This is a genomic window from Streptomyces sp. NPDC004031, from assembly GCF_053604375.1.
Map to the genome: position 1 here is coordinate 39,617 of NZ_JBSGHL010000029.1, position 24,095 is coordinate 63,711.

Sequence of the window (24,095 nt, forward strand, 5' to 3'; positions counted from 1 at the left end):
GCATGCGCAGCAGGACGTACGACGGCGATCTCACCCCGCCCTGGAAGAAGCCGGCCCCCGTGCCCGAGGTCCCGGCCGACGCCGACCTCGTGGTCGAGGAGGCCACGACGGGCTTCTGCGGGGCGGTGGTGCGCTGCGAGAAGACCGCGGAGGGCCTGACCGTCACGCTGGAGGACCGCTTCGGCAAGCACCGGGTCTTCCCGATGGTGCCGCGCGGCTTCCTCATCGACGGCCGCACCGTGACGCTGGTACGCCCGCAGGGCGCGCCGAAGCCGCGCGGACCGCTGCTGTCCGCGTCCGGCTCCATCGCGGTCCCGGACGCGAAGGCCCGGGTGGCGCGCGCCGGGCGCATCTACGTCGAGGGCAAGCACGACGCCGAGCTGGTGGAGCGGGTGTGGGGCCACGACCTGCGGGTCGAGGGCGTCGCGGTGGAGTTCCTGGAGGGCGTCGACGACCTCCCGTCCGTGGTCGCCGCCTTCGGCCCCGCGCCGGACGCGCGGCTCGGCGTCCTCGTCGACCACCTCGTGCCCGGCTCGAAGGAGTCCCGCATCGCCGCGCAGGTGTCCGGGGCGGACGTCCTGGTGGTGGGCCACCCCTTCATCGACGTCTGGGAAGCCGTCAAGCCCTCCTCGGTGGGCATCCCCGAATGGCCGCGCGTGCCGCGCGGCCAGGACTGGAAGACCGGGGTCTGCGACGCGCTCGGCTGGCGCACGAGCACGGGCGAGGCGTGGGCCCGCATCCTGGAGGGCGTGCACTCGTACAAGGACCTGCGGCCCGAGCTGCTGGGCGCGGTGGAGCGGCTGATCGACTTCGTGACCGTCCCGTAAGTCCCGCCGGGCTAGTCCGTCAGGTCGCGGACCACCGCGTCGGCCAGCAGGCGGCCCTTGAGCGTCAGGACCGCGCGGCCGGCGGCGTAAGGGGCGGGCGCCAAGAGGCCGTCCCTTACCGCGCGGGCGGCCGCGGCGGCGCCCGCCTCGGTCAGGACGTCCAGCGGGCAGCCCGCCGCCAGCCGCAGCTCCAGGAGGACGCGCTCGACGCGGCGGTCCTCGGCGCTCAGGATCTCGCGGCCCGCGCCGGGCGTACGGGCTTCGGCGAGGGCCTGGGCGTACGCGCCGGGGTGCTTCACGTTCCACCAGCGCACACCGCCGACGTGGCTGTGCGCGCCGGGGCCCGCGCCCCACCAGTCCGCACCGGTCCAGTACAGCTCGTTGTGGCGGCACCGGGCCGCGTCCTCGGTCGCCCAGTTGGAGACCTCGTACCAGGAGTAGCCCGCCGCGGCGAGCCGCTCCTCGGCGATCAGGTAGCGGTCCGCGTGCTCGTCGTCGTCCGTCATCGGCACCTCGCCGCGGCGGATGCGCGAGGCCAGCCGCGTACCGTCCTCGACGATCAGGGCGTACGCGGAGACGTGGTCGGGGCCCGCGCCGATCGCCGCGTCCAGGGACGCGCGCCAGTCGTCGTCGGACTCCCCCGGCGTGCCGTAGATCAGGTCCAGGTTGACGTGCGCGAAGCCCGCGGCCCGCGCCTCGGCGACGCAGGCCTCCGGGCGGCCCGGGGTGTGCGTGCGGTCCAGCACCTTCAGCACGTGCGGGCGGGCGGACTGCATGCCGAAGGACATCCGGGTGAAGCCGCCGGCGCGCAGCTGCGCGAGATACGCCGGGTCGACGGACTCCGGGTTCGCCTCCGTCGTCACCTCCGCGTCCGGCGCGAGCCCGAACTCGTCACGGATCGCGCCCAGCATGCGGACGAGGTCCGCGGCCGGGAGCAGGGTGGGCGTGCCGCCGCCCACGAACACGGTCTCGACCTGCCGCGGGTCGTCACCGAGCACCTTGCGGGCGAGCCGGATCTCGTCGATCAGGACGTCGGCGTAGTTCTCCCGCGAGGCGAGCGCGCCGCCGGAGCCGCGCAGCTCGGTCGCGGTGTAGGTGTTGAAGTCGCAGTACCCGCAGCGGGTCGCGCAGTACGGGACGTGCAGATAGAACCCCAGAGGGCGCGCCGCCGCGCGGGCCAGGGCCTGCGCGGGCAGCGCCCCGTCCCGGGGCACGGGTTCCCCGTCGGGCAGTACGGAAGGCATCCCCCCAGTATCCGTCACCCGGCGGGTGCTCCTCCCGGCACGCTCCGGGCTGCCACGTGCGGTGGCGTTCGCGACCTTGCGCCCGGTGGTGGGTTGCGCGCGCAGTTCCCCGCGCCCCTGGTGGGTGCCGCGAGCGGCGCCCCGGGGCGTACCCCCCTACGCCTCGCGGGAGCCCGCGTACATCTCCTCGACCAGCGGGGCGAACTCCCGCTCGACGACGGGGCGCTTGAGCTTCAGGCTCGGCGTGAGGTCGCCGTGTTCGACGTCCAGGTCACGGGGCAGGACCCGGTACTGCCGGATCTGCTCCCACCGCTGGAGCCCCTCGTTGACGCCCTGCACGTAGCCGTCCATGAGGACGCGGACCTCGTCGGTGCGCACGATGTCGGCGTACGCCCGGCCGCCGAGGCCGTTGTCCTCGGCCCACGCGAGGAGCGAGGGCTCGTCGAGGGCGATGAGCGCGGTGCAGAAACTGCGGCCGCCGCCGAGGACGAGGACGTTGCTGACGTACGGGCACACCGCCTTGAAGCGGCCTTCGACCTCCGCGGGGGCGATGTACTTGCCGTTGGAGGACTTGATGAGGTCCTTCTTGCGGTCGGTGATCTTGAGGAAGCCGTCCGGGGAGAGCTCGCCGATGTCGCCGGTGTGGAACCAGCCGTCCGGCTCCAGGACCTCCGCGGTCTTCTCGGGCAGGCCGTGGTAGCCCTGCATGATGCCGGGGCCGCGCAGCAGGACCTCGCCGTCCTCCTCGGCGATGCGCACCTCCAGGCCCGGGAGGGCCTTGCCGACGGTGCCGGTGCGGTAGTTCTCGCCGGGGTTGACGAAGCTCGCGGCGCTGGACTCGGTGAGGCCGTAGCCCTCCAGGATGTGGATGCCGGCGCCGGCGAAGAAGAAGCCGATCTCGGGGGCGAGCGCGGCGGAGCCGGAGACGCAGGCGCGCAGCCGGCCGCCGAAGGCCTCGCGGATCTTGGAGTAGACGAGCTTGTCGGCGAGCGCGTGCCGGGCGCGCAGGGCGACGGGGGCGGTCGGGACGCCGGTGAGCCGCATGCTGTTCTGCGTGGCCTTGGCGTAGTCGCGGGCGACGCCCGCTGCCCACTGGAAGATCTTGTACTTGGCGGGGCCGCCGGCCCGCGCCTTCGCGGCGACGCCGTTGTAGACCTTCTCGAAGATGCGCGGCACCGCGGCCATGTAGGTGGGCTGCACGACCGGCAGGTTCTCGATGATCTTGTCGACCCGGCCGTCCACCGCGGTGATGTGCCCGACGGCGATCTGCCCGGCGGTGAGCACCTTGCCGAAGACGTGCGCGAGCGGCAGCCACAGGTACTGCACGTCCTCGGGTTCGAGGAGGTCGACGCCCTGGATGGCGCGGGCCATGTACGACCAGCAGTCGTGCGGCAGCCGTACGCCCTTGGGGCGGCCGGTGGTGCCGGAGGTGTAGATGAGGGTCGCGAGCTGGTCCTTGGTGAGCGCGGCGACCGCGTCGGTGACGGCCGCGGGGTGCTGCGCCAGGTAGGCGTCGCCGCGCTTCTCCAGCTCGGTGAGGGAGAGGACCCAGCCGTCGCCGGACTCGTCGAGCGCGTCCTCGGCGTCGATGACGACGACGTGCGCCAGCTCGGGCAGCTCGGAGCGGCATTCACGGGCCTTGGCCAGCTGCGCGGCGTTCTCGGCGATGAGGACGCGGCTGCCGGAGTCGGCGAGGATGAACGCGGTCTCCTCGGCGTTGGTGCTGGGGTAGACCGTCGTGGTGGCCGCGCCCGCGCACAGCACGCCGAGGTCGGTGAGGATCCACTCGACCGAGGTGTTGGCGGCGATCGCCACCCGCTCCTCGGGGCGTACCCCCAGGTCCATCAGTCCGGCGGCGATCGCGTGCACCCGGCGGGCGGCGTCCGCCCAGGTGAGCGACTTCCAGCCGTCGGGACCCTCGCCGCTCTCCGGCGGCACCGGGTAGCGGTACGCCTCGGCGTCCGGGGTGTCCGCGACCCGCTCCAGGAAGAGCGCCGCCACGGAGGGCGGCCGGTTCTCTAGCAACGTCTGTGTGTCGGTCACCGTCATCCTCCGGGCACGAGCGCGTTCTTCTTAACTCACCAGTAACCTATCCGTCGGATCAGAGTAGAGGCCCGGCGCCCGGCGCGTAAGGGGGAAACCCCAGCGCATCGGGGCCGGGCCGCGGGACGGGCTACTTTTCTCGGTCTACTTCTTGGACTTGGAGTCGCCGCCGTCGGAGTCGGTGGAGAGCACCGCGATGAAGGCCTCCTGCGGCACCTCGACGCTGCCGACCATCTTCATCCGCTTCTTGCCCTCCTTCTGCTTCTCCAGCAGCTTGCGCTTGCGCGAGATGTCACCGCCGTAGCACTTGGCGAGCACGTCCTTGCGGATCGCGCGCACCGTCTCACGGGCGATGACCCGGGCGCCGATCGCGGCCTGGATGGGCACCTCGAAGTTCTGCCGCGGGATGAGCTCGCGCAGCTTGGCGACGAGCCGCACACCGTACGCGTACGCCTTCTCCTTGTGGGTGATCGCCGAGAAGGCGTCCACCTTGTCGCCGTGCAGCAGGATGTCGACCTTGACCAGGTCGGCGCTCTGCTCGCCGGTGGGCTCGTAGTCCAGCGACGCGTAGCCGCGGGTCTTGGACTTCAGGTTGTCGAAGAAGTCGAAGACGATCTCGGCGAGCGGCAGGGTGTAGCGGATCTCGACCCGGTCCTCGGAGAGGTAGTCCATGCCGAGCAGGCTGCCGCGCCGGTTCTGGCACAGCTCCATGATCGCGCCGATGAACTCGGTCGGGGCGAGCACCGTGGCCCGCACGACCGGCTCGAAGACCTCGTCGATCTTGCCCTCGGGGAATTCGCTCGGATTGGTGACGACGTGCTCCTGGCCGTCCTCCATCAGCACCCGGTAGACGACGTTCGGCGCCGTCGCGATGAGGTCCAGGCCGAACTCGCGCTCCAGCCGCTCGCGGATCACGTCCAGGTGCAGCAGGCCGAGGAAGCCGACACGGAAGCCGAAGCCGAGGGCCGCGGACGTCTCCGGCTCGTAGACCAGGGCGGCGTCGTTGAGCTGCAGCTTGTCGAGGGCCTCGCGCAGCTCGGGGTAGTCCGAGCCGTCCAGCGGGTAGAGGCCGGAGAAGACCATCGGCTTGGGGTCCTTGTAGCCGCCGAGCGCCTCGGTGGCGCCGGAGCTCTGGGTGGTGATGGTGTCACCGACCTTGGACTGCCGGACGTCCTTCACACCCGTGATGAGGTAGCCGACCTCGCCGACGCCGAGCCCGTCGGCCGGCAGCATCTCGGGCGAGTTGGTGCCGATCTCCAGCAGCTCGTGCGTGGCGCCGGTGGACATCATCCGGATCCGCTCGCGCCTGGTGAGCTGCCCGTCCACGACCCGGACGTAGGTGACCACACCGCGGTACGAGTCGTACACGGAGTCGAAGATCATCGCGCGGGCGGGCGCGTTCGCCACGCCGACCGGCGCGGGCACGTCCCGCACCACCCGGTCCAGCAGCGCGTCCACCCCGACGCCGGTCTTCGCCGAGACCCGCAGCACGTCGGCGGGGTCGCAGCCGACCAGGTTGGCCAGCTCCTCGGCGAACTTCTCCGGCTGCGCCGCGGGCAGGTCGATCTTGTTCAGCACCGGGATGATGGCCAGGTCGTTCTCCATCGCCAGGTACAGGTTCGCCAGCGTCTGCGCCTCGATGCCCTGGGCGGCGTCGACCAGCAGGATCGTGCCCTCGCACGCGGCCAGCGAGCGCGACACCTCGTAGGTGAAGTCGACGTGGCCGGGGGTGTCGATCATGTTCAGGATGTGGGTGCCCGGGGTGCCGTCGGTGGGCTGCCAGGGCAGCCGGACGGCCTGCGACTTGATCGTGATGCCGCGCTCGCGCTCGATGTCCATCCGGTCGAGGTACTGCGCGCGCATCTGCCGCGCGTCGACGACCCCGGTGAGCTGGAGCATACGGTCGGCGAGCGTCGACTTGCCGTGGTCGATGTGCGCGATGATGCAGAAGTTGCGGATCAGCGCCGGGTCGGTACGGCTCGGCTCCGGCACGTGGGCCGGCACGGATGAAGGGGTCGCGGGCACGCAGGGTCCATTTTCTCGCGAGGCGCGGCACCCGGCGTGGGTCGGGGCGGCCTGGCTGGCTGGTCGGATCGATACGCAGCCTCCATACTCCCATGGCCGGAGGCCCCCGGGCGGTTTGGGAGCCGCCTGGTGCTGCTGGTAATCTGGGCCGCTGTGTCTCGTACCCGCGTGCCCTTCGCGCGCGGGTGACGCTGAAGACCGAAGAATTCCGAACCTGAGAAGGCTCTTTCGTGGCGAACATCAAGTCCCAGATCAAGCGCAACAAGACCAACGAGAAGGCGCGCCAGCGCAACAAGGCGGTCAAGTCCGAGCTGAAGACGGCCATCCGCCGTACCCGTGAGGCCGTCGCCGCCGGTGACAGCGCGAAGGCCCAGGAGGCCGCCCGCGCCGCCTCCAAGAAGCTCGACAAGGCCGTCAGCAAGGGCGTCATCCACAAGAACCAGGCCGCCAACAAGAAGTCGGCCATCGCGCAGTCGGTCTCCGCGCTCCAGGGCTGATCACCCGAGGTCGACGGCACAGCGGACAACCGGACCACGCGGCCCCTCTACCGCCCGGACCCGCACCACCGCGACCTCGCGCCGCACGCGGACGTTCGCCACGTGCCCGCGGCGCACGCGCACAAGCACTGCCACTGCTGCCCGTCCGGGTTTTCCCGGGCGGGCAGTACGCATGTACGCGTGTCGGTGGGTGTCAGTATCCTCACCGTATGTCGACGCCGCCGCAGCCTGGGCAGCCGGGCCCCCAGCCGTACCAGAACCCGCAGATACCGGGCCAGCTGCCGGGCCAGGTGCCGGGGCAGCCTCCGGCGCAGCCGCCGACCGGCGGCGGTTACGGCGCGCCCGTGCCCGCCCAGCACAACCCCTACGCCCAGACCTCGCCCGGCTTCGGGCCCCCGCAGCAGCCCGGCCCCTACGGGATGCCGCAGCAGCCGGGAGCACCCGGGATGCCGCCGGCGCCCGGTGCCGGCGGACCGGCGGGCGGCGGACGGGGCACCGCCGGGAAGGCCGTGCTGTGGGCGGTCGTCGGTGCCGCGGTCGCCTCCGCGCTGTGGGCCGGCGGGGTCTTCGTGCTCGGCAAGGACTCGTCGTCGGCGCCGAGCCTGCGCGGCTACAAGTCGGTCAAGGACCTGTGCACCACCGCGGACCTGAGCGCCTTCAAGGAGCAGTACCCGAAGGACGACGACAGCCCGACGACGTACACCAGCGACCGGCCCGCGCTGGTGCAGATGTACTGCGGCAAGGGCCTGGACCAGGAGGACACGTCGGCCTCCACCGCCTACGTGTCGATCGAGGCGGACCTGCACCGCAAGGCCGACCCGGCGCCGGAGTTCGAGGACCGCTGGCGGAGCTTCGGCGACCACGGCCCGGATCCCGACGACAACTACAAGGTCACCGCGGTGGACGGCTTCGGCGACGAGGCCTATCTGGTCACCCAGGACACGGTGCCCAAGAGCTCCGACTCCGACAGCTCCACCTCGGGAGACCGCACGGTGGTGCTCGCGGTGCGCGACGGCGCGCTGACCATGACGCTGTCCTGGGACATCTACTCGGTGGAGGCCACCGACGACGAGCCCTCGCTCGACCAGGGCACCGAGTGGGTCAAGGCCGCGACGAAGGCGACGATGGCCAACCTCAGGAAGTGACCACCCCGCCGCGGACCCGTCCCGGCTCGTCCCCGCCGCTCGCGGTCGCCGCGCCCCCGGTCAGCCGCGGGCGCGGGCGGCGCGGGCGATCGTGACGACGGCCTTCTCCAGCGCGTACGCCGGATCGGCGCCGCCGCCCTTGACCGCCGCGTCCGCCTCCGCGACCGCGCGCAGCGCCACCGAGACGGCGTCCGCGTTCCAGCCGCGCATCTGCTGCCGGACCCGGTCGATCTTCCACGGCGGCATGCCCAGGTCACGGGCGAGCTGCCCCGGGTTCGCCCCGCGCGGCGCCGAGGCGAGCTTGCCGATCGCCCGCACCCCGGAGGCCAGCGCGAAGGTGATGCCGGGCGCGGGCTGCCCCACCGCGAGCGCCCAGCGCAGCCGCTCCAGCGCCTCGGCCGCCCGGCCGGTCACGGCGAGGTCGGCGACCTCGAAGCCGGTGGCCTCGGCCCGGCCGGTGTAGTAGCGGCGCACCACCGGCTCGTCGATCGTGCCGTCGGTGTCGGCGACGAGCTGGGCGCACGCGCTCGCCAGCTCCCGCAGATCACTGCCCAGCGCGTCGACCAGCGCCTGCGCCGCCTCGGGGGTGGCCGACCGGCCCAGCGTGCGGAATTCGCCGCGGACGAAGGCCAGCCGGTCGGCGGGCTTGGTCATCTTCGGGCACGCCACCTCGCGCGCGCCCGCCTTGCGCGCCGCGTCCAGCAGCGCCTTGCCCTTGGCGCCGCCCGCGTGCAGCAGCACCAGCGTGATCTCCTCGGCGGGCGCCGCGAAATACGCCTTGAGCTCCTTGACCGTGTCCGCGGAGAGATCCTGCGCGTTCCGCACCGCGATGACCTTGCGCTCGGCGAAGAGCGACGGGCTGGTCAGCTCCGCCAGGGTGCCGGGCTGGAGCGCGTCGGGCGCGAGGTCGCGCACATCGGTGTCGGGGTCGGCCTCGCGCGCCGCCGCCACGACCTCGCGCACGGCGCGGTCGAGCAGCAGCTCCTCCTGGCCCACGGCGAGCGTGAGGGGGGCGAGCGGATCGTCGGAAGCGGTCTTCTTGGCCATCGCGGACCAGCATCGCACGCCCCGCCGACAGTCCGGTCCGCCGGAGGTACGGTCCGCCGGGGGTACGTCGGCCTGCCGCCGCGCCCCGGCCGCCGGCATGGGGGTCCGGCGGCCGGGGCGGGCAGGTGCGGGACCCGGCGCCGCGTCCAGGCGCCGGGCCCCGCGGTCCGGGGTGGTGCGGGGTTGGTGCGGGGTCAGCTCGCGGAGCAGGAGACCGTGGGCCAGGTGGTGGAGCCGTTCTTCTGGACGGTCACGCCCCAGTTGTTGCCGCTGCCGTTGGGCTTGGCGACGAGCGTCTGCGCGTTGGGGTAGCTCGCGGTGATGTTCCAGGTGGACAGGATCTTCTCGGGCGCCGGGACGTTCATCGTGACCGTCCAGTTGCTGGAGCCGGTGACCGCCACGTTGAGGTTGAAGCGGTCGCTCCACGAGGTGCCCGCGGACAGGGTCGCGGTGCAGCCGCCGCCCGTTCCGCCGGTGGTGCCGCCGGTCGTGGTGCCGCCCGTCGTCGTCCCGCCGGTCGTCGTCCCGCCGGTGCCGGAGCCGCCGCCGTCGGGGGCGACCGCGCGGCCGGTCTGCGGCGAGATCATGCCGGCGCACAGGCCGCGGCTGGCCAGGCCCTGCGCGATGCGCGGAATGGCGGCCAGGGTGTTGGCGGGCCACTCGTGCATGAGGATGATCTGGCCGTTGGTGAGCCGGGCGTTGGCCGCCACGATGGCGTCGGTGCTCGCGCCGTTCCAGTCCTGCGAGTCGACGTCCCAGATGATCTCGGTCAGGCCGTACTTGGCCTCGACGGACTTCAGGGTCGCGTTGGTCTCGCCGTACGGCGGCCGGAAGAGCTTGGGTGTGCCGCCGCCCGCGGCCGCGATCTTCTGCTGGGTCTGGCCGACCTCGGAGTCGATCTGCGCCTGGCTCTCCTGGATCAGGTGCGGGTGGGTGTAGCTGTGGTTGCCGACCCACATGCCGGCCGCGATCTCGGCCGCGACCTGCGACGGGTAGGAGGCGGCGTACTGGCCCTCGTTGAACATCGTCGCGCGCAGACCGTTCTGCTTGAGCGCGTTGAGGATCGCCGGGGTGTGGTCGTTGGAGGGGCCGTCGTCGAAGGTCAGACCCACGTAGCCATTGCAGGTGGCCGCCTGCGAGGGGGTGGAGTTGACGGTCGAGGCGACGACGCCGGTCGCGGCGAGCGCCGCCACCGCGAGGCCCGCGATCAGGGTGCGGGGGGTGGTGCGGGGCGTGTCAGTCATGGGGGGATCTCCTCCGCGGGCGGGCGGCCGCGCCGGGCCGCCCGCCGTGAAACGAGGGGTGGTGGAGCGTCAGCCGACCTTGCAGGAGAAGGTGGGCCAGGTGGTGGAGCCGTTCTTCTGGATCGTCAGGCCCCAGTTGTTGCCGCTGCCGTTGGGCTTGGCGGTCAGGGTCTGGGCGTTGGGGTAGCTGGCGGTGATGTTCCAGGTGGACATGACCTTCTCGGGGCTCGGCACGTTCGCCGTCACGGTCCAGTTGCTGGAGCCGCTGACCGAGACGTTGAGGTTGTAGCGGTCCGACCAGGAGTCGCCGGCCGAGACGTTGGCGGTGCAGCTGCCGCCCGTACCGCCGCTGCCACCGGTCGTGCCGCCCGTGGTCCCGCCGGTCGTCCCACCGGTGGTGCCGCCCGTGGAGCCGCCGCCGCTGGAGCCGACGGTGATGTTGGAGCTGCCGGAGGAGCCGTAGCCCTCGGTGGCGAGGATCTCGTAGTTCGGGGTGCCGAGGTTCAGGCCCGCCTGCGACCAGGCGTTGAAGATGGTGGAGACGGTGATGGTGCCGCCGGTGCGCTTGGCCTGGCGGACGGCCCAGTACTGGTAGAACGTCGCGGTGCCCTGGATGGAGGGCTGGTTGACGCGCTGGGTGCGGTACAGGTCGTACGTGCTGCCGTCACTGGAGACGGAGCCCAGCTTGGTGGCGCCCGAACTCGGGTTGTAGCTGCCGTAGTTCTCGACGATGTAGTACTCGATGAGCGGGTTGGTCGTCCAGCCGTACAGCGACAGGTAGCAGTTGCCGCTGCAGTTCCACGAGCCCGAGTACGTCACGGGCGAGGTGTTGCCGGGGTTCCAGCCCTTGCCGGCGACGAAGTTGGTCACGTTGTTCCACGTGGTGCTGTACTGGCCGCCGGAGCCCATCGTCATCGAGGCCTGGCCGCTGTTCTGGCTCCAGAACGAGTAGAAGTACCCGTTGTTGGTGCCGGTGCTGTTGGTGTTCACGGTCGTGTCGGCACTGGCGGTGCCCGGCATGACAAGGGCGGCGACGCCGACGAGCGCGGTCGTCAGGAAAGCGCTGAGGAGCAGGCGCATCCGGCCCTTGGCAGCGGTGGGGGGACGGTTCACAGGTGTCCTCCTGGAGGGATGCCCGGGTGTGTGCGGGCAGCGCGACATGGCCCCGTGGCGCGGGGCGGGTCACTTGTGGGGGATGGCTCGGACACCCCGCTCGGCGGCTCGTGCGGAAGGGCCCGGAAAGGCCCGGACCGCGGTGCGGTCCGGGTGACGGGTGGTGCGGTCTCAACGGCGAACAGTGTTGATCCGCCCCCGTCAACTGTCAACAGTTTCGGCGAAGTTAGCGAAAGCTTCGACTGGCACGGGAGCGCGTGGCACAGTGTTGTGCCAGGCCACGGCGTACCGAAAGGGGGTCAGCGACGAGAGCACCCAGAGATGGCGGGGTTGTTGCCCCCGAGATCGCGGACGTCGGCTCCGAAATTTTCGTAGATATTTCCGGACGCTTGCGCGGTGAGGTGGCTCAGACCGCCGGGACCGTGGCCGGGGGGCGGGTCATGAAGACGTCCACCGGGTCCTCGGAGTCGACGGTGAAGCCGTGCCGCTCGTAGAGCCGGCGGGCCGGGCTGCCCTGGAGCACGTTCAGACGCACGGTCTGCCCGCGGGCGTCGGCCTGCGCCAGCACCGCCCGCAGCACGTCGGAGCCGAGACCGCGGCCCTGGTGGTGCGGGGCGAGGTAGAAGTGCTCCAGCCACTGCCGGTCGTCCCCGGCCGGGCGCAGCGTGACGGAGCCCGCGAAGTCGTCGCCGACGACGATGATCGCGGTGTGCGCGGTCGAGAAGGAGTCGCGCAGCCGCTGCCGCACCCGGTGCTCGTCGTAGCGGCCCAGCCGCTCCAGATCCGGGCGCATCACCACGGCCCGCAGGTCCGCGAGCGGCTCCAGGTCCGCCTCGGTGGACGGGCGCAGGTGCCAGGACGGCTGTTGCGCGGGGACGCGGGGCGGGGCGGCGGTCATGCCGGAAGTATGCCATCGCACCCCCGCTGACCTGCGACGGGGCCTGTCGCGGCCAGGCGTCCCCCGGCGCGGTCGGACGCGGTCAGGCGGGGTGGGCGGACTGCTCGGGCTCCTCCGGCTCCGGCAGCCGGCGCAGCCGCGGTATCGGGGACGGCAGCAGCCACAGCGCGCCGAGCGCGGCCGCCACGGTCACGACCCACAGCGCGGGGCGCAGCCCGATCGCCGAGCCAAGGAAGCCGCCGGCGAGCGCGCCGAGCGGGCGAACCCCGTAGTTGACCATGCGGAAGGCGCCGGACACGCGCGAGCGCAGGGCGTTGGGGATGACGGCGGCCTTGAGCGTGTCCGCGCTGATGTCGAGCAGCATCACACCGACCCCGCCCGCGAACTCCGCGACGAAGAAGGCCGCCAGCACCAGCGGGGTCGGGCCGCCCGCCATCGGCACGAGCACCAGTGGGACGGGGAAGGCGACCGCGCCCAGTGTCAGGGCCGGGCCGATGCCGATCGCCCGCACGATCCGCCCGCTGACCACCGAGCCGAGCAGGCTGCCGAGCGCCCCGGCGCCGATGACCAGGCCCAGCGTCCCGGCGCTCAGCCCGAGGCCGTCCACCGCGTAGAGGACGACGAGGGTGCTGAAGGCGAAGTTGAAGAGGTTGATCGTGGCGACACAGGACAGCATCGGGCGCAGCAGCGCGGAGCGCCCGATGAAGCGCAGCCCCTCGGTGAGCTGGCCGCGGGCGCGCGGGACGGCGGGCGGCTCCTCGGGCGCTATCCGGGCGAGCTGCCAGGCCGAGACGACGTACGAGACCGCGTCCACGAGCAGCGCCAGCGGGGCCGCGAGCAGCTGCACCAGCAGACCCCCGGCGCTGGGCCCGGCCATGAAGGAGAAGGCCCGGCTGCCGCTCACCAGCGAGCTGCCGGTGACGTAGCTCTGCCGGTCCACGAGCGCGACGAAGAGCGTGGCGTTGCAGACGTCGAAGGCGACGGCGAGGGTGCCGACGGCGAAGACGACGACGCAGAGCTGGGCGAAGGTCAGCACACCGAGGGCGTAGGCGAGCGGAACGGACGCCATGAGCGCGGCGCGGGCGAGGTCCGCGGCGATCATCGTCCGGCGGCGCCGCCCGCGGCGGTCCGCCCAGACCCCGCCGTGCAGCGAGAAGAGCAGCGCGGGCAGCAGCCCGGCGAAGCGCAGCCAGCCCATGCCGGTCGGCCCGGTGTGCAGCACCAGGACGGCGGCGAGCGGCACGGCCAGATAGGTCACCTCGTCGCCGAAGAGGGAGACGGTCTGACCGGCCCAGTAGCGGCGGAACTGCCGCTCGCGCAGCAGCGCGGGCGCCCGGCCCGCGAGCGCGCGGACCGCGGTGGCGGTGCTCACGGCGCCTCCCCGGGGGCGGGTTCCTGCCCCTCCCCGGGGGCGGGCTCCGGCCCGGCGTCCGCGGGCTTCCCCGGCTGCTCGGGGGCGACGTAGCCGGTGTGCAGATAGGCCACCCGGCGGGCGGTCGGCGGGCGGTGCGCCGGGTCCTGGCCGCGCTGCGCGTACTCCGCGATCACCGCGGTGACCCTTTCCCCCAGCTCGGACAGCTCCTCGGGGGTGAGGTAGAGGATCGCGTCGGAGTACGTCTCGGCGCGCTGCCACTGCGGGGGCAGCGTGTGCCGCAGCTCGCGGGCCCGCATCAGGCGGTTGAACTGCGACTCCGCCACGGCCACGCTCAGCGCCTCGGCGGCGTCCGCGACCGCCGGATCCTCCGAGTAGGTCGGCCAGTCGGTGTACGACGCGGTGGCGCGCCATGGCTTCTCCCGCCCCGACGCCCCCGGCTCCGCCTCCTCGACGAGGCCGTACTTGGCCAGTATCCGCAGGTGGTAGGAGCAGCTGGCGACGGACTCCCCGGTAAGCTCGGCCGCCCGCGTCGCGGTGAACGGCCCCTCCGTGCGCAGCAGGCCGACCAGCGTCATGCGGGTGGGGTGGGCGTACGCGCGCAGGGCGCGCGGATCGCTGAGGTGGATCTGGTGGTCGCGCGGCGTCTCGGACATGTTTCTCACGATAACTTTCTCAAGACTTCTTTAGCAAGAAGGCTTTAGAGTGTGGGCAGGCCGCGGGAGGCGGGCGCGCGGCGGGCGGAAGGCCGTACGGCCCCAGGTCAGCGGCCGAGCAGCGCGCGGACGGCGTCGGCGAAGGCCAGCACGCGGGCGGTGGCGGCGTCGGCCCGCCAGTGCAGGGCCCATTCCACGGGCGGGGCGTCCCGGAAGGGGACGTAGGCGACGTCGGGGCGTGCGTAGTAGCGGCGGGTCTGGGCGCCGACGACGAGCGCGCCCCGGCCCGCGCCGACGAGCGTGAGCAGCTCGTTGTACGTCGCCGCCGCCGGGCCGTGCGCGACCGGCCGCCCGGCCGGGGTGACGCTCGGCGCGCGGTCCTCCTGGAGGGACGCAGGCGCGTGGGCGGGGAGCCGCAGCAGCGTCACCCGGGCCAGATCCTCCACGGACAGCGACTCGCGGCGGGCGAAAGGATGGCCCGCGGGCACGGCGAGCATGCGCGCCTCACCGATCAGCACCGGCCCGGAGACGATCCCGGGGGCGTCCACCGGAAGGCCCGCCAGCACCAGGTCGGCCTCGCCCGCGCGGAGCCCGGCCACGACGTCCGCGGGCTGCACCTCACGGATGCGGACCTCGCAGCCGGGCGCCCGCTCCCGGAAGAGCTCGGCCGCGCCCGCCAGCAGCTGCCCGCCCGCCGCGCCGACGAAGGCCGCGTCCAGCGTGCCCGTGAGCCCGCGGGCCGCCTCGACCGCGGCCTGGTACGCCGCCGCGATCCGCTCCCACGCCGGCCGCAGCTCCGCGACGAGCCGGCTGCCGAGCGGCGTCAGCTCCACCCGGCGGCTGGTGCGCGCGAACAGCGAGGCGCCGACCCGGCGTTCGAGCTTCGCGACCGTCTGGCTGACCCGGGCGGTGGAGACGTGCAGCCGCTCGGCGGTCCGGCCGAAATGCAGCTCCTCGGCCAGCGTGAGCAGCGTCTCCAGCTCCTGCCGCTCCAGCACCGCGCCGCCCCCGCATCGTCAAGTCCGACTCGACGATCGTTGCACAGCCCGGCATTGATCCGGCCGCCGCGCCCGGCGAAGGTCGGGTCAGCACCGATCCGGCTCAGCCGGCCGACCCGCACCAGGAGCGAGCGATGTACGTCACCGGACCCCACGCCCTCAGCGCCCCCGCCGCCGACACCCCGGCGGTCCTGCGGGAGCTGCGCGACCGCACGGAGATCCTCGACGCCCTGCTGCGTTTCGGCCTCGGCCAGGACCTCCGGGACGCCGCACTCTTCGCCTCCGCCTTCGCGCCCGACGCCGAGGTGGACTTCGCCCCCGCCTCCGCGAAGTGGGGCGGCACCGCCCCGCTGCTGGCCGGGCGGGACAGCATCGTCACCACCATCCTCGGCCTCTTCGCCGGACGCGTGGACACCACCCACCAGGTCACCAACCCGCGCATCGCGATCGACGGCGACACCGCCCGCCTCACCGCCCTCGTCGAGGCCCAGCACCTGCTGACCGCCGACCACGGCACCTTCGCGCTGCTCAAGAACCCCTACGCGGTGGACCTGGTGCGCGACGGCGACCGCTGGGTGATCCGCCGGATGCGCATCGACAACGCCTGGTACACCGGGGACCCCACCGCGATCTTCGGCGCCTGACCGCCGCCAGGGCCCGCCGCCCCTCCCCCGCCGCGAGCAGGCCGCCGCCCCCGCGGCGGGGCACCGAGGCGCGCAGCCCGCCCGGACCCGCGGTGACGGCGACGGGACCGTCCCGGTCCGTCCGCAGCACGGTGGCGCCCAGCGCCCGCAGCGCCGCGACCGTCCCCGGCGCCGGGTGGTGGTACGTGTTGTGCGCCCCCACCGAGACGAGCGCCAGCCGCGGGTGCAGCCGGGCGAAGAACGCGTCGTCCCGGAACGCGCTGCCGTGGTGCGGGACCTTCAGCACGTCCACCCGCGGCAGATCCGGCACCGACGCCAGCACCTCGCGCTGCGTCTCGGGGCCCAGATCCCCGGCGAGCAGCAGCGTCAGGCCGCCCGTGCGCACCAGCAGCGCCACGCTCGCGTCGTTGGGGTCGTCGTCCGGCAACTCCCCCGCGTCCGGCGGCGGCCACAGCACCCGCCAGGCCAGCGGGCCCACCGCGCGCTGCTCCCCCGCCGCCGCCCGCAGCACCGGCACACCCGCGGCCGCCGCCTCCCGCCGCACCCGCGCGGCCTCCGGCGCCGGTTCGTCCAGCACCGTCGTCTCGATCGCCCCGACCGCGCGCCCGCGCAGCACACCGCCGAGGCCGTCCGCGTGATCGGCGTGAAAGTGCGTCAGGATCAGCAGCGGCACCGAAGTGACCCGCAGGTCGCGCAGACAGCGGTCGGCGAGCGCCGGATCAGGACCGGTGTCCACGACCACCGCGCTGCCCGGCCCCGCGGACAGCGCCAGCGCGTCGCCCTGCCCCACGTCGCACATCGCGAACCGCCAGCCCGCGGGCGGCCACCGCGCCTCCCGCCCCGGCAACGGCACGGGCAACGGCAGCGGCACCGGCCGGGTCAGCGCCAGCAGCACCAGCAAGGCCGCTCCCGCCGCGGTCCACGGCCGCGCCGCGAGCCCCCGCAGCAGACGGCCGCCCCGCGCCGCCACCGCGACCGCGACCGTCAGCGCCGCCAGCAGCGCCGCGCCCGCCCAGCCGCCCGGCCAGCCCATCTGCGCACCCGGCAGCGCGGCGCCGTGCCGGGCCACCGCCGCGATCCACCGCACCGGCCAGCCCGCCGCCCACGCCGTGGCCGCCGCCGCGGCCGGGGACAGCGGCGCCAGCACCAGCGCGCCGAAACCCAGCACCGTCGCAGGCGCGACCGCGGGCTCCGCCAGCAGATTGCACGGCACGCCCACCAGGCTGAGCCGCCCCGACAGCACCACCAGCAGCGGAGCGCACGCCGCCTGCGCCGCACCCGCCGCCGCCAGCGCCTCCGCCGCCCGCGGCGGCACCCCGCGGCGGCGCAGGGCCGCGCACCACCGCGGCGCCAGCGCCAGCAGCGAGCCCGTCGCCAGCACGGACAGGGCGAAGCCGTACGAGCGGGCGACCGGCGGATCGCACAGCACCAGCAGCAGGACCGCGCCGCACAGCGCGGGCAGCAGCGACCTGCGGCGGCCCGTACCGATCGCCAGCAGCGTGATCAGGCCGCACACCGCCGCCCGCAGCACGCTCGGGCCCGGACGGCACACCAGCACGAACGCGCCCGTCAAGGCCGCGCCCAGCACCGCCGTCAGCCGCAACGGCACGCCCAGTGCCGCCGCCAGGCCGCGGCGTTCCGCCCGCACGGCCTCGGCCGGGGGGCCGATCAGGAGCAGCAGGACGATCGTGAGGTTCGCCCCCGACACGGACGTGAGGTGCGCGAGGTCCGTCGCCTCGAACGACTCCTTGAGCGACGCGGGCAGTGCGCCGGTGTCGCCCGTCACCAGACCCGGGAGCAGTCCGCGGACGTCCGCGGGCAGACCCGCGCTCGCCGTGCGCAGGCCGCCGCGCAGCCGGGCCGCGACCCGCTGGGACGTGCTCGGCGGGCTCAGCACGCGGGGCGGGCCCGTCGGGCGCAGTATCGCCGCGGACTCGCCGGGGCGGGTCGAGGGGGCGATGCGGGCTGCCACCCGCAGGGTCGTCGACGGCACGAGCCGTGCCCACACCGGGGGGCGGGCGTCGTCGGCCAGCACCACGACGGGTGTGCGGGTCCTCGTCGGGCCGACGCGGATCGCTTCCGCCGGGACCACCACGGTCGGGGCTCGCCCTGCGGGAGCGCGGGAGCGGGCGGTGAACGGGTCGCCCGTGACCCGCAGCACCACCTCCGCGTGTGCCCTGCGGGCGGCCAGGTCCGGGAGGGGGCCGCGGTGGAGGTCCGCGTCCGCGAGCGCCGCGGTGGTGGCTGCCGCCACGAGGCTCAGCAGGGTTGCCGCTGCTGCGGCGGTGAGCGTGCTTTTTCGGGGGTGGGCGGGCCCGAGCCGCCTTGTGGCTGCCGCCGCGACCGCGTATGCCGCTGCCACGGCGGTCGCCGTGAGGAGGACGGTCCTCCACCCCGCGGTGGGCGTCAGTGCTGCCGCCGCCCAGGCCGCCAGGGCGGGTGGGACGAGCCGCAGGTCCGGCGGGCCCTCCTGGCGCGGGTTCGCCGCGCCGAGCCGTGATTTCGCCGCCGCGTGCACAGGCGCCTGCGGCGGGCGTTGCCCGTTCCGAGCTTCCTCCGCAGGGGCTTGCGGCTTGCGGGGGTGGGCTCCCTCCTGCCGCTTGCTCGGCGTTGTCCGGCTGCCCGTCTCGTCGTGGCTGAGCGCGCAGTTCCCCGCGCCCCTGAGGTCCTGCCCCTTGCCCGGCGTGGCCTGGCTGCCCGTCTCGTCGTGGCCGAGCGCGCAGTTCCCCGCGCCCCTGCGGGGCGCTGACTCACCCTGTGCGGGGGGCGGGCCCGGGGACCTGCGGGGTGTCGGCCCGACCCGTGCGGGGGGCCCGAGCCGGGGTGGGGGGCCGGTCCCTGTGGGGGGCGTGGTCGCGTCGTCCGGGTGGGGTGGGGTCATGGGTGGACCAGGGGTTTGAGGGTGGTGAATTTGCGGTCGCCGATGCCGGGGACTTGGCGGAGTTGCTGGAGGGTGGTGAAGGCGCCGTGCTGGGTGCGGTAGTCGAGGATGTGCTGGGCCAGGACGGGGCCGACGCCGGGGAGGGCGTCGAGTTGGGGGGCCGTGGCGGAGTTGAGGCTCAGGGGGGTGGTGGGGGTGCCGGACTCCGTGGTGGGGGGTGGGGGTGGCTGGCCGACGAGGAGTTGTTCGCCGTCGGTGAGGGGGCGGGCGAGGTTGAGGGAGGTCGTGTCGGTGCCGGGGAGGGGGCCGCCCGCCGCGGTCAGGGCGTCGGCGACGCGGGAGCCCGGCGGGAGGTGGCGCAGGCCAGGGCTCGCGACCTTGCCGGCGATGTCGATCGTCAGGGCGGGGCGGGCCGGCGAGGGGCCGGGAGCCGGGGCGGGAGTGGGCGGCGGGAGGGCCGCGGGGATCCGTACCGTCTGGGGGCGCCCCGTCATGTAATGGCGCACCGCGAGCCCCGTCGCCGCCAGCAGCACCACCGCCAGGGCCGCCACCGTGCGCAGTTCGAGGCCGCAGCGCAGCAGCAGCCAGGTCCGGACCCGCGCGGCCCGTCCGGGCGGCGGGCTCTCCCCGGGGGACGGCGGGGGCGGACCCGCCTCCGGGAAGATCGCGGACGCCCGCTCCCACGCTTCCCCGGGCACCTTCGCTCTTGCCGAGCCTGCCGAGCCCGCCGAGCCCGCCGATCCTGCCGATCCTGCCGAGTATGTCGCGCGTGTCGCGCTCGTCACGTTCATACCGATCATCGTGGACCGCTCGGCACCACCCGCGATGATCTTGGTCCGCAACCTGTGGAAAACTCCCGACCCCGCCCGCGGACCGGCGTGTTCAGTGCGGCGAGACCACCACGCCCAGCAGCCCCGGTCCCGCGTGGGCGCCGATCACCGCGCCCACCTCGCTCACGACGAGGTCGTCCAGGCCGGGGACGCGGTCGCGCAGGCGCTCCGCGAGGACGGCGGCCCGTTCGGCGGCGGCGAGGTGGTGCACCGCGAGGGCGACCGTCCGTGTGCCGGCCTGCTCGACGACGATCTCCTCCAGGCGCGTGATCGCCTTCGAGGCGGTACGCACCTTCTCCAGCAGCTCGATCCGCCCGTCGGCCAGCCGCAGCAGCGGCTTCACCGCGAGGGCTGAGCCGAAGAGGGCCTGGGCGGCGCCGATCCGGCCGCCTCTGCGCAGGTAGTCGAGGGTGTCGACGTAGAAGTACGCGGACGTGTCCGCCGCCCGTTTCTCCGCGGCCGCGACCACCTCGTCCGCCGTACCGCCCGCCTCCGCCGCCTCCGCGGCGGCGAGCACGGTGAAGCCGAGGGCCATCGCGACCATGCCGGTGTCCACGACGCGGACGGGCACGGGCGCGTCCTTCGCCGCGACGAGCGCGGCGTCGTACGTACCCGAGAAGTCGGCGGACAGGTGGAGGGAGACGATCGCGGACGCGCCGGACGCGGCGGCGGCCTCGTACGCGGCGGTGAACTCCGGCGGCGCGGGGCGGGACGTGGTCACCGGGCGGCGCCGTTGCAGCGCCCGCGCGACCGCGGGCGCGGAGATCTCGGTGCCCTCCTCCAGGGCCTCGTCGCCGATCACCACGGTGAGGGGAACGATGGTGATGTGGTGGCGGATCAGGGCGTCACGGCCGAGGTAGGCCGTGGAGTCCGTGACGATGGCGACGTGCGGGGGCATGTCCGGGAGATTACCCGGGGCGCGGGCCGGGGCGACAGCTCGGCCCGCCCCACCGGCCGGGACACGCCGTTCACCGGGACGCACCTCGTCCCGCGCCCCCGCGGGGGCGAGCTCACTCCCCCGGCGACGGCAGCTTCGGCGGTTCCGTCGGGGTCCAGTGGCGCAGGGCGGCGGATTCTATGGCGATCTGGTCGTTCAGGGAGGCCAGGTCGTCGGCGGTGGCGTGCTCGGCGCGGTCCTGGGCGGCCCAGCGCAGGGAGTCCGCGGAGTGGGTGACCTGGCGGACGCGGGTGGTGAGTTCGGGGAGGCGGGTCGCGACGCGCGACCGGTCCGGCTCGCGTTCGAGCAGCTTGAGCTCGCCGTCGAGGGCGCGGGCGTGGTCGTTGAGGCGGGCGAGCAGGGCCGCGGCCTCGGCGAGGGCGGGGTCGTCGGCGCGGCGCGCGTCCAGCGCGGCGAAGGTGCTGTCGATCGCGGCCCGCAGGTCGATGCGCAGTTGGGCCACCTCGCCGCCGGGGCCGGGCGTGGTGAAGCGGCGGGCCTTGAGCTGGGTGTCCTCGACGACCCGGCGGGCCTGCGCGGTGCCGCGGGCCACTCCGCGCTTGACGGCGCGCACGGTGCGTACCGCCACGACGCCCACCAGCACCAGGAAGGCCAGCACGAGCAGGAGAACGATGATCCCGGCGGTTTCCACAGGCCGCTCCTCCTGGGCTGGGGCGAGGTCACGTACGTCCGCGACGGACGCGTACCTCCACGGTAACGGCAAGGGGCAGGCCCGAGGGATCCGGTGGATCCCCCAAGCCTGCCCCTAAGGGACGGCCGCGCGAGCTCAGACGACGATGTTGACCAGCTTCGGCGCGCGCACGATCACCTTGCGCACCGCCGCGCCGTCCAGCGCCGCGGTGACGGCGGGGTCGGCCAGGGCCAGGGCCTCCAGGTCGGCGTCGGTGATGGCCGGCGGGACCTCCAGGCGGGCCTTGACCTTGCCCTTGATCTGGACGACGCAGGTCACGGCCGGGTCCTGGGCCAGGGCCGGGTCGGCGACGGGGAAGTCGGCGTGCGCCAGCGAACCGGTGTGGCCCAGCCGCGACCACAGCTCCTCGGCGATGTGCGGGGCCAGCGGCGCGACCAGCAGGACCAGCTGCTCGGCCACGGTGCGCGGCAGCGGGCCGCCGGTCTTCGTCAGGTGGTTGTTCAGCTCGGTGATCTTGGCGATGGCGGTGTTGAAGCGCAGGCCCGCCATGTCGCCGCCGACGCCGTCGATGGCCTTGTGCAGGGCGCGCAGCGTCTCCTCGTCGGGCTCGGCGTCGGTGACGGTGACCTCGCCGGTGGTCTCGTCCACGACGTTGCGCCACAGCCGCTGCAGCAGCCGGTACTGGCCGACGACGGCTCGGGTGTCCCACGGCCGGGAGACGTCCAGCGGGCCCATGGCCATCTCGTACAGCCGCAGCGTGTCGGCGCCGAACTCGGCGCAGATCTCGTCGGGCGTGACGGCGTTCTTCAGCGACTTGCCCATCTTGCCCAGCAGCCGGCTGACCTTCTCGCCCTGGTGGAAGTAGGCGCCGTCCTCCTCGGTGATCTCGGCCGCGGGGACGGCGATGCCGCGTGCGTCGCGGTAGACGTGGGCCTGGATCATGCCCTGGTTGAACAGCTTGTGGAAGGGCTCGTAGGACGAGATGTGGCCCAGGTCGAACAGCACCTTGTGCCAGAAGCGCGCGTACAGCAGGTGCAGCACGGCGTGCTCGGCGCCGCCGACGTACAGGTCGACACCGCCTGCGGGCTGTCCCTCGCGCGGGCCCATCCAGTACGCCTCGACGGCCGGGTCGACGATCTTGTCGGTGTTGAACGGGTCCAGGTAGCGCAGCTCGTACCAGCAGGAGCCCGCCCAGTTGGGCATGGTGTTGGTCTCGCGGCGGTAGGTGCGCGGGCCGTCGCCCAGGTCCAGCTCGACGGTCGCCCACTCGGCGTTGCGGGACAGCGGGGTCTCGGGCGAGGTGTCGGCGTCGTCCGGGTCGAAGGTGCGCGGGCTGTAGTCGTCGACCTCGGGCAGCTCGACGGGCAGCATCGAGTCGGGCAGCGCGTGCGCGACGCCGTCCTCGTCGTAGACGATCGGGAAGGGCTCGCCCCAGTACCGCTGGCGGCTGAACAGCCAGTCGCGCAGGCGGTAGTTGACGGTGCCGTGGCCGATGCCGCGCTCGGCCAGCCAGGTGGTGACCGCGGCCTTGGCCTCGGTGACGCCCAGGCCGTCCAGCGAGACGGTCTCGTTGGCGGAGTTGACGATGACGGCGTCGTAGGAGGCGAAGGCGTCGTCCCACTCGGCCGGGTCCTCGCCGCGGCCGTCGGTGGGCCGGACGACGCAGCGCATGGGCAGGTCGAAGGCGCGCGCGAAGGCGAAGTCGCGGCTGTCGTGGGCGGGGACGGCCATGATCGCGCCGGTGCCGTAGCCCATCAGGACGTAGTCGGCGACGAAGACGGGGACGGGCTCGCCGCTGACCGGGTTGACGGCGTAGGCGCCGGTGAAGACGCCGGTCTTCTCCTTCGCGTCGGCCTGCCGCTCGACGTCGGACTTCGACGCGGCCTGCTTGCGGTAGGCGGCGACGGCGTCCCCGGGGGTGGCGTGGCCGCCGGTCCAGGCCTCGCCGGTGCCCTCGGGCCAGGCGGCCGGGACGATCGCGTCGACCAGCTCGTGCTCGGGGGCCAGCACCATGTAGGTGGCGCCGAACAGGGTGTCCTGGCGGGTCGTGAAGACGGTCACCGCGTGCTCGCCGTCGGACCCGTGGACGGGGAAGTCGACGCGGGCGCCCTCGCTGCGGCCGATCCAGTTGCGCTGCTGCAGCTTGATCGCCTCGGGCCAGTCCAGCGCGTCCAGGTCGGTCAGCAGCCGGTCGGCGTAGGCGGTGATGCGCATCATCCACTGGCGCAGCTTGGCCTTGAAGACGGGGTAGTTGCCGCGCTCGGAGCGCCCGTCGGACGTGACCTCCTCGTTGGCCAGCACGGTGCCCAGGCCGGGGCACCAGTTGACGGGCGACTCGGCGGCGTAGGCCAGCCGGTGGCCGCCCAGCACGTCGGAGCGCTCGGCGGGGGTCAGCTCGGCCCAGGGGCGGCCGTCGGGGGTGGCGCGGGTGCCGTCCTCGAACTGCGCGACCAGGTCGGCGATGGGGCGGGCGCGGTCGGCGGCCTCGTCGTACCAGGAGTTGTAGATCTGCAGGAAGATCCACTGCGTCCAGCGGTAGTAGTCGGGGTCGATCGTCGCGAAGGAGCGGCGGCGGTCGTGGCCCAGGCCCAGGCGGCGCAGCTGGGCGCGCATGGTGACGATGTTGGCCTCGGTGGAGACCCGCGGGTGGGTGCCGGTCTGCACGGCGTACTGCTCGGCGGGCAGGCCGAACGCGTCGAAGCCCAGGGTGTGCAGGACGTTGTGGCCGGTCATGCGCTGGTAGCGGGCCGAGACGTCGGTGGCGATGTAGCCCAGCGGGTGGCCGACGTGCAGTCCCGCACCCGAGGGGTACGGGAACATGTCCATGATGAAGCGCTTGGGCTTCGCGGCCTCCTGCGGATCGGCGTTCAGGGCGCCGGTCGGGTTGGGGGCGGCGAAGGTGCCGTGCTCGTCCCAGTACTCCTGCCAGCGGCCCTCGATCTCGGCGGCCAGCTGTGCGGTGTAGCGGTGCGGCGCAGCCGTCTCGGCGGCCGGGGTGGTGTCGCTCATCGTCCTCGGTACTCCATCGATGTCATGACGGCT

Annotated in this window: 19 protein-coding genes; 4 read left to right on the forward strand and 15 right to left on the reverse strand. The window is 73.7% G+C overall.

Annotated elements, in window-relative coordinates; all coding sequences use genetic code 11:
• The first annotated feature begins 2 nt into the window (after positions 1-2).
• Complete coding sequence (locus ACWERV_RS19780) at positions 3-827, forward strand: DUF3097 domain-containing protein (RefSeq protein ID WP_452934611.1); 825 nt, start codon at positions 3-5, stop codon at positions 825-827.
• Between the two features lie 11 nt (positions 828-838).
• Here ACWERV_RS19780 and hemW read toward each other — a convergent pair whose 3' ends face one another.
• From hemW to lepA, 3 genes are all read right to left on the reverse strand, one after another.
• Positions 839-2,071, reverse strand: a complete 1,233-nt coding sequence (hemW, locus tag ACWERV_RS19785) for a radical SAM family heme chaperone HemW (protein ID WP_398181788.1) — start codon at positions 2,069-2,071, stop codon at positions 839-841.
• A gap of 156 nt (positions 2,072-2,227) precedes the next feature.
• A complete protein-coding gene (locus ACWERV_RS19790; RefSeq protein WP_452934614.1) occupies positions 2,228-4,114 on the reverse strand; it encodes an AMP-dependent synthetase/ligase in 1,887 nt (628 codons plus the stop codon).
• A 144-nt stretch (positions 4,115-4,258) separates the two neighbouring features.
• Positions 4,259-6,139 (reverse strand): translation elongation factor 4, encoded by a 1,881-nt coding sequence (lepA, locus tag ACWERV_RS19795; RefSeq protein WP_398181782.1) that lies wholly within the window; start codon positions 6,137-6,139, stop codon positions 4,259-4,261.
• A 230-nt stretch (positions 6,140-6,369) separates the two neighbouring features.
• Here lepA and rpsT point away from each other — a divergent pair, with 230 nt between their 5' ends.
• Both rpsT and ACWERV_RS19805 read left to right on the forward strand, forming a co-directional pair.
• Complete coding sequence (rpsT, locus tag ACWERV_RS19800; protein ID WP_398181780.1) at positions 6,370-6,636, forward strand: 30S ribosomal protein S20; 267 nt, start codon at positions 6,370-6,372, stop codon at positions 6,634-6,636.
• Positions 6,637-6,845: 209 nt separating this feature from the next.
• Positions 6,846-7,781, forward strand: a complete 936-nt coding sequence (locus ACWERV_RS19805; RefSeq protein ID WP_452934618.1) for a hypothetical protein — start codon at positions 6,846-6,848, stop codon at positions 7,779-7,781.
• A 60-nt stretch (positions 7,782-7,841) separates the two neighbouring features.
• Here the strand turns inward: ACWERV_RS19805 and holA are convergent, their stop codons facing one another.
• The 7 genes from holA to ACWERV_RS19840 all read right to left on the reverse strand — a co-directional run bounded on the left by holA (position 7,842) and on the right by ACWERV_RS19840 (position 15,109).
• Positions 7,842-8,828 carry a DNA polymerase III subunit delta gene (gene holA / locus ACWERV_RS19810; RefSeq protein ID WP_452934621.1) on the reverse strand — a complete coding sequence of 329 codons (987 nt, stop codon included), beginning with the start codon at positions 8,826-8,828 and terminating at the stop codon, positions 7,842-7,844.
• A gap of 194 nt (positions 8,829-9,022) precedes the next feature.
• The gene (locus tag ACWERV_RS19815; RefSeq protein ID WP_452934624.1) at positions 9,023-10,072 is read right to left on the reverse strand and encodes a polysaccharide deacetylase family protein; all 1,050 of its coding nucleotides are present in this window, start codon (positions 10,070-10,072) and stop codon (positions 9,023-9,025) included.
• 69 nt (positions 10,073-10,141) lie between these two features.
• Positions 10,142-11,152: a glycoside hydrolase family 11 protein gene (locus ACWERV_RS19820; protein ID WP_452934709.1), complete on the reverse strand. Its 1,011-nt coding sequence runs from the start codon at positions 11,150-11,152 to the stop codon at positions 10,142-10,144.
• Between the two features lie 439 nt (positions 11,153-11,591).
• Positions 11,592-12,083 carry an N-acetyltransferase family protein gene (locus ACWERV_RS19825; RefSeq protein ID WP_452934627.1) on the reverse strand — a complete coding sequence of 164 codons (492 nt, stop codon included), beginning with the start codon at positions 12,081-12,083 and terminating at the stop codon, positions 11,592-11,594.
• Positions 12,084-12,165: 82 nt separating this feature from the next.
• Positions 12,166-13,455, reverse strand: a complete 1,290-nt coding sequence (locus tag ACWERV_RS19830) for an MFS transporter (protein ID WP_452934630.1) — start codon at positions 13,453-13,455, stop codon at positions 12,166-12,168.
• A complete protein-coding gene (locus tag ACWERV_RS19835; RefSeq protein ID WP_452934633.1) occupies positions 13,452-14,111 on the reverse strand; it encodes a helix-turn-helix domain-containing protein in 660 nt (219 codons plus the stop codon). Before ACWERV_RS19835 ends, ACWERV_RS19830 begins: the two co-directional genes overlap by 4 nt.
• Before the next feature lie 107 nt (positions 14,112-14,218).
• Positions 14,219-15,109, reverse strand: coding sequence for a LysR family transcriptional regulator (locus tag ACWERV_RS19840; protein WP_452934635.1), 891 nt, complete (start codon positions 15,107-15,109; stop codon positions 14,219-14,221).
• Between the two features lie 134 nt (positions 15,110-15,243).
• Between ACWERV_RS19840 and ACWERV_RS19845 the strand changes: the two genes are divergently transcribed.
• Positions 15,244-15,753: a nuclear transport factor 2 family protein gene (locus ACWERV_RS19845; protein WP_452934637.1), complete on the forward strand. Its 510-nt coding sequence runs from the start codon at positions 15,244-15,246 to the stop codon at positions 15,751-15,753.
• Here the strand turns inward: ACWERV_RS19845 and ACWERV_RS19850 are convergent.
• The 5 genes from ACWERV_RS19850 to leuS all read right to left on the reverse strand — a co-directional run bounded on the left by ACWERV_RS19850 (position 15,638) and on the right by leuS (position 24,062).
• Positions 15,638-18,115, reverse strand: coding sequence for a ComEC/Rec2 family competence protein (locus ACWERV_RS19850; protein ID WP_452934640.1), 2,478 nt, complete (start codon positions 18,113-18,115; stop codon positions 15,638-15,640). The two genes, ACWERV_RS19845 and ACWERV_RS19850, sit on opposite strands and share 116 nt — an antisense overlap.
• A gap of 515 nt (positions 18,116-18,630) precedes the next feature.
• Complete coding sequence (locus ACWERV_RS19855) at positions 18,631-19,332, reverse strand: helix-hairpin-helix domain-containing protein (protein ID WP_452934643.1); 702 nt, start codon at positions 19,330-19,332, stop codon at positions 18,631-18,633.
• 184 nt (positions 19,333-19,516) lie between these two features.
• Complete coding sequence (locus tag ACWERV_RS19860; protein ID WP_398181745.1) at positions 19,517-20,362, reverse strand: DegV family protein; 846 nt, start codon at positions 20,360-20,362, stop codon at positions 19,517-19,519.
• 112 nt (positions 20,363-20,474) lie between these two features.
• Positions 20,475-21,053 carry a hypothetical protein gene (locus tag ACWERV_RS19865; RefSeq protein WP_452934646.1) on the reverse strand — a complete coding sequence of 193 codons (579 nt, stop codon included), beginning with the start codon at positions 21,051-21,053 and terminating at the stop codon, positions 20,475-20,477.
• A 135-nt stretch (positions 21,054-21,188) separates the two neighbouring features.
• The gene (gene leuS / locus ACWERV_RS19870) at positions 21,189-24,062 is read right to left on the reverse strand and encodes a leucine--tRNA ligase (RefSeq protein ID WP_452934648.1); all 2,874 of its coding nucleotides are present in this window, start codon (positions 24,060-24,062) and stop codon (positions 21,189-21,191) included.
• Positions 24,063-24,095 lie beyond the last annotated feature (33 nt).

Coding starts and splice junctions, on each gene's coding strand:
- ACWERV_RS19780 (WP_452934611.1), top strand. CDS start 3: ATGCGCAGCAGGACGTACGACGGCGATCTCACCCCGCCCTGGAAGAAG.
- hemW (WP_398181788.1), bottom strand. CDS start 2,071: ATGCCTTCCGTACTGCCCGACGGGGAACCCGTGCCCCGGGACGGGGCG.
- ACWERV_RS19805 (WP_452934618.1), top strand. CDS start 6,846: ATGTCGACGCCGCCGCAGCCTGGGCAGCCGGGCCCCCAGCCGTACCAG.
- holA (WP_452934621.1), bottom strand. CDS start 8,828: ATGGCCAAGAAGACCGCTTCCGACGATCCGCTCGCCCCCCTCACGCTC.
- ACWERV_RS19815 (WP_452934624.1), bottom strand. CDS start 10,072: ATGACTGACACGCCCCGCACCACCCCCCGCACCCTGATCGCGGGCCTC.
- ACWERV_RS19820 (WP_452934709.1), bottom strand. CDS start 11,152: ATGCGCCTGCTCCTCAGCGCTTTCCTGACGACCGCGCTCGTCGGCGTC.
- ACWERV_RS19825 (WP_452934627.1), bottom strand. CDS start 12,083: ATGACCGCCGCCCCGCCCCGCGTCCCCGCGCAACAGCCGTCCTGGCAC.
- ACWERV_RS19835 (WP_452934633.1), bottom strand. CDS start 14,111: ATGTCCGAGACGCCGCGCGACCACCAGATCCACCTCAGCGATCCGCGC.
- ACWERV_RS19845 (WP_452934637.1), top strand. CDS start 15,244: ATGTACGTCACCGGACCCCACGCCCTCAGCGCCCCCGCCGCCGACACC.
- ACWERV_RS19860 (WP_398181745.1), bottom strand. CDS start 20,362: ATGCCCCCGCACGTCGCCATCGTCACGGACTCCACGGCCTACCTCGGC.
- leuS (WP_452934648.1), bottom strand. CDS start 24,062: ATGAGCGACACCACCCCGGCCGCCGAGACGGCTGCGCCGCACCGCTAC.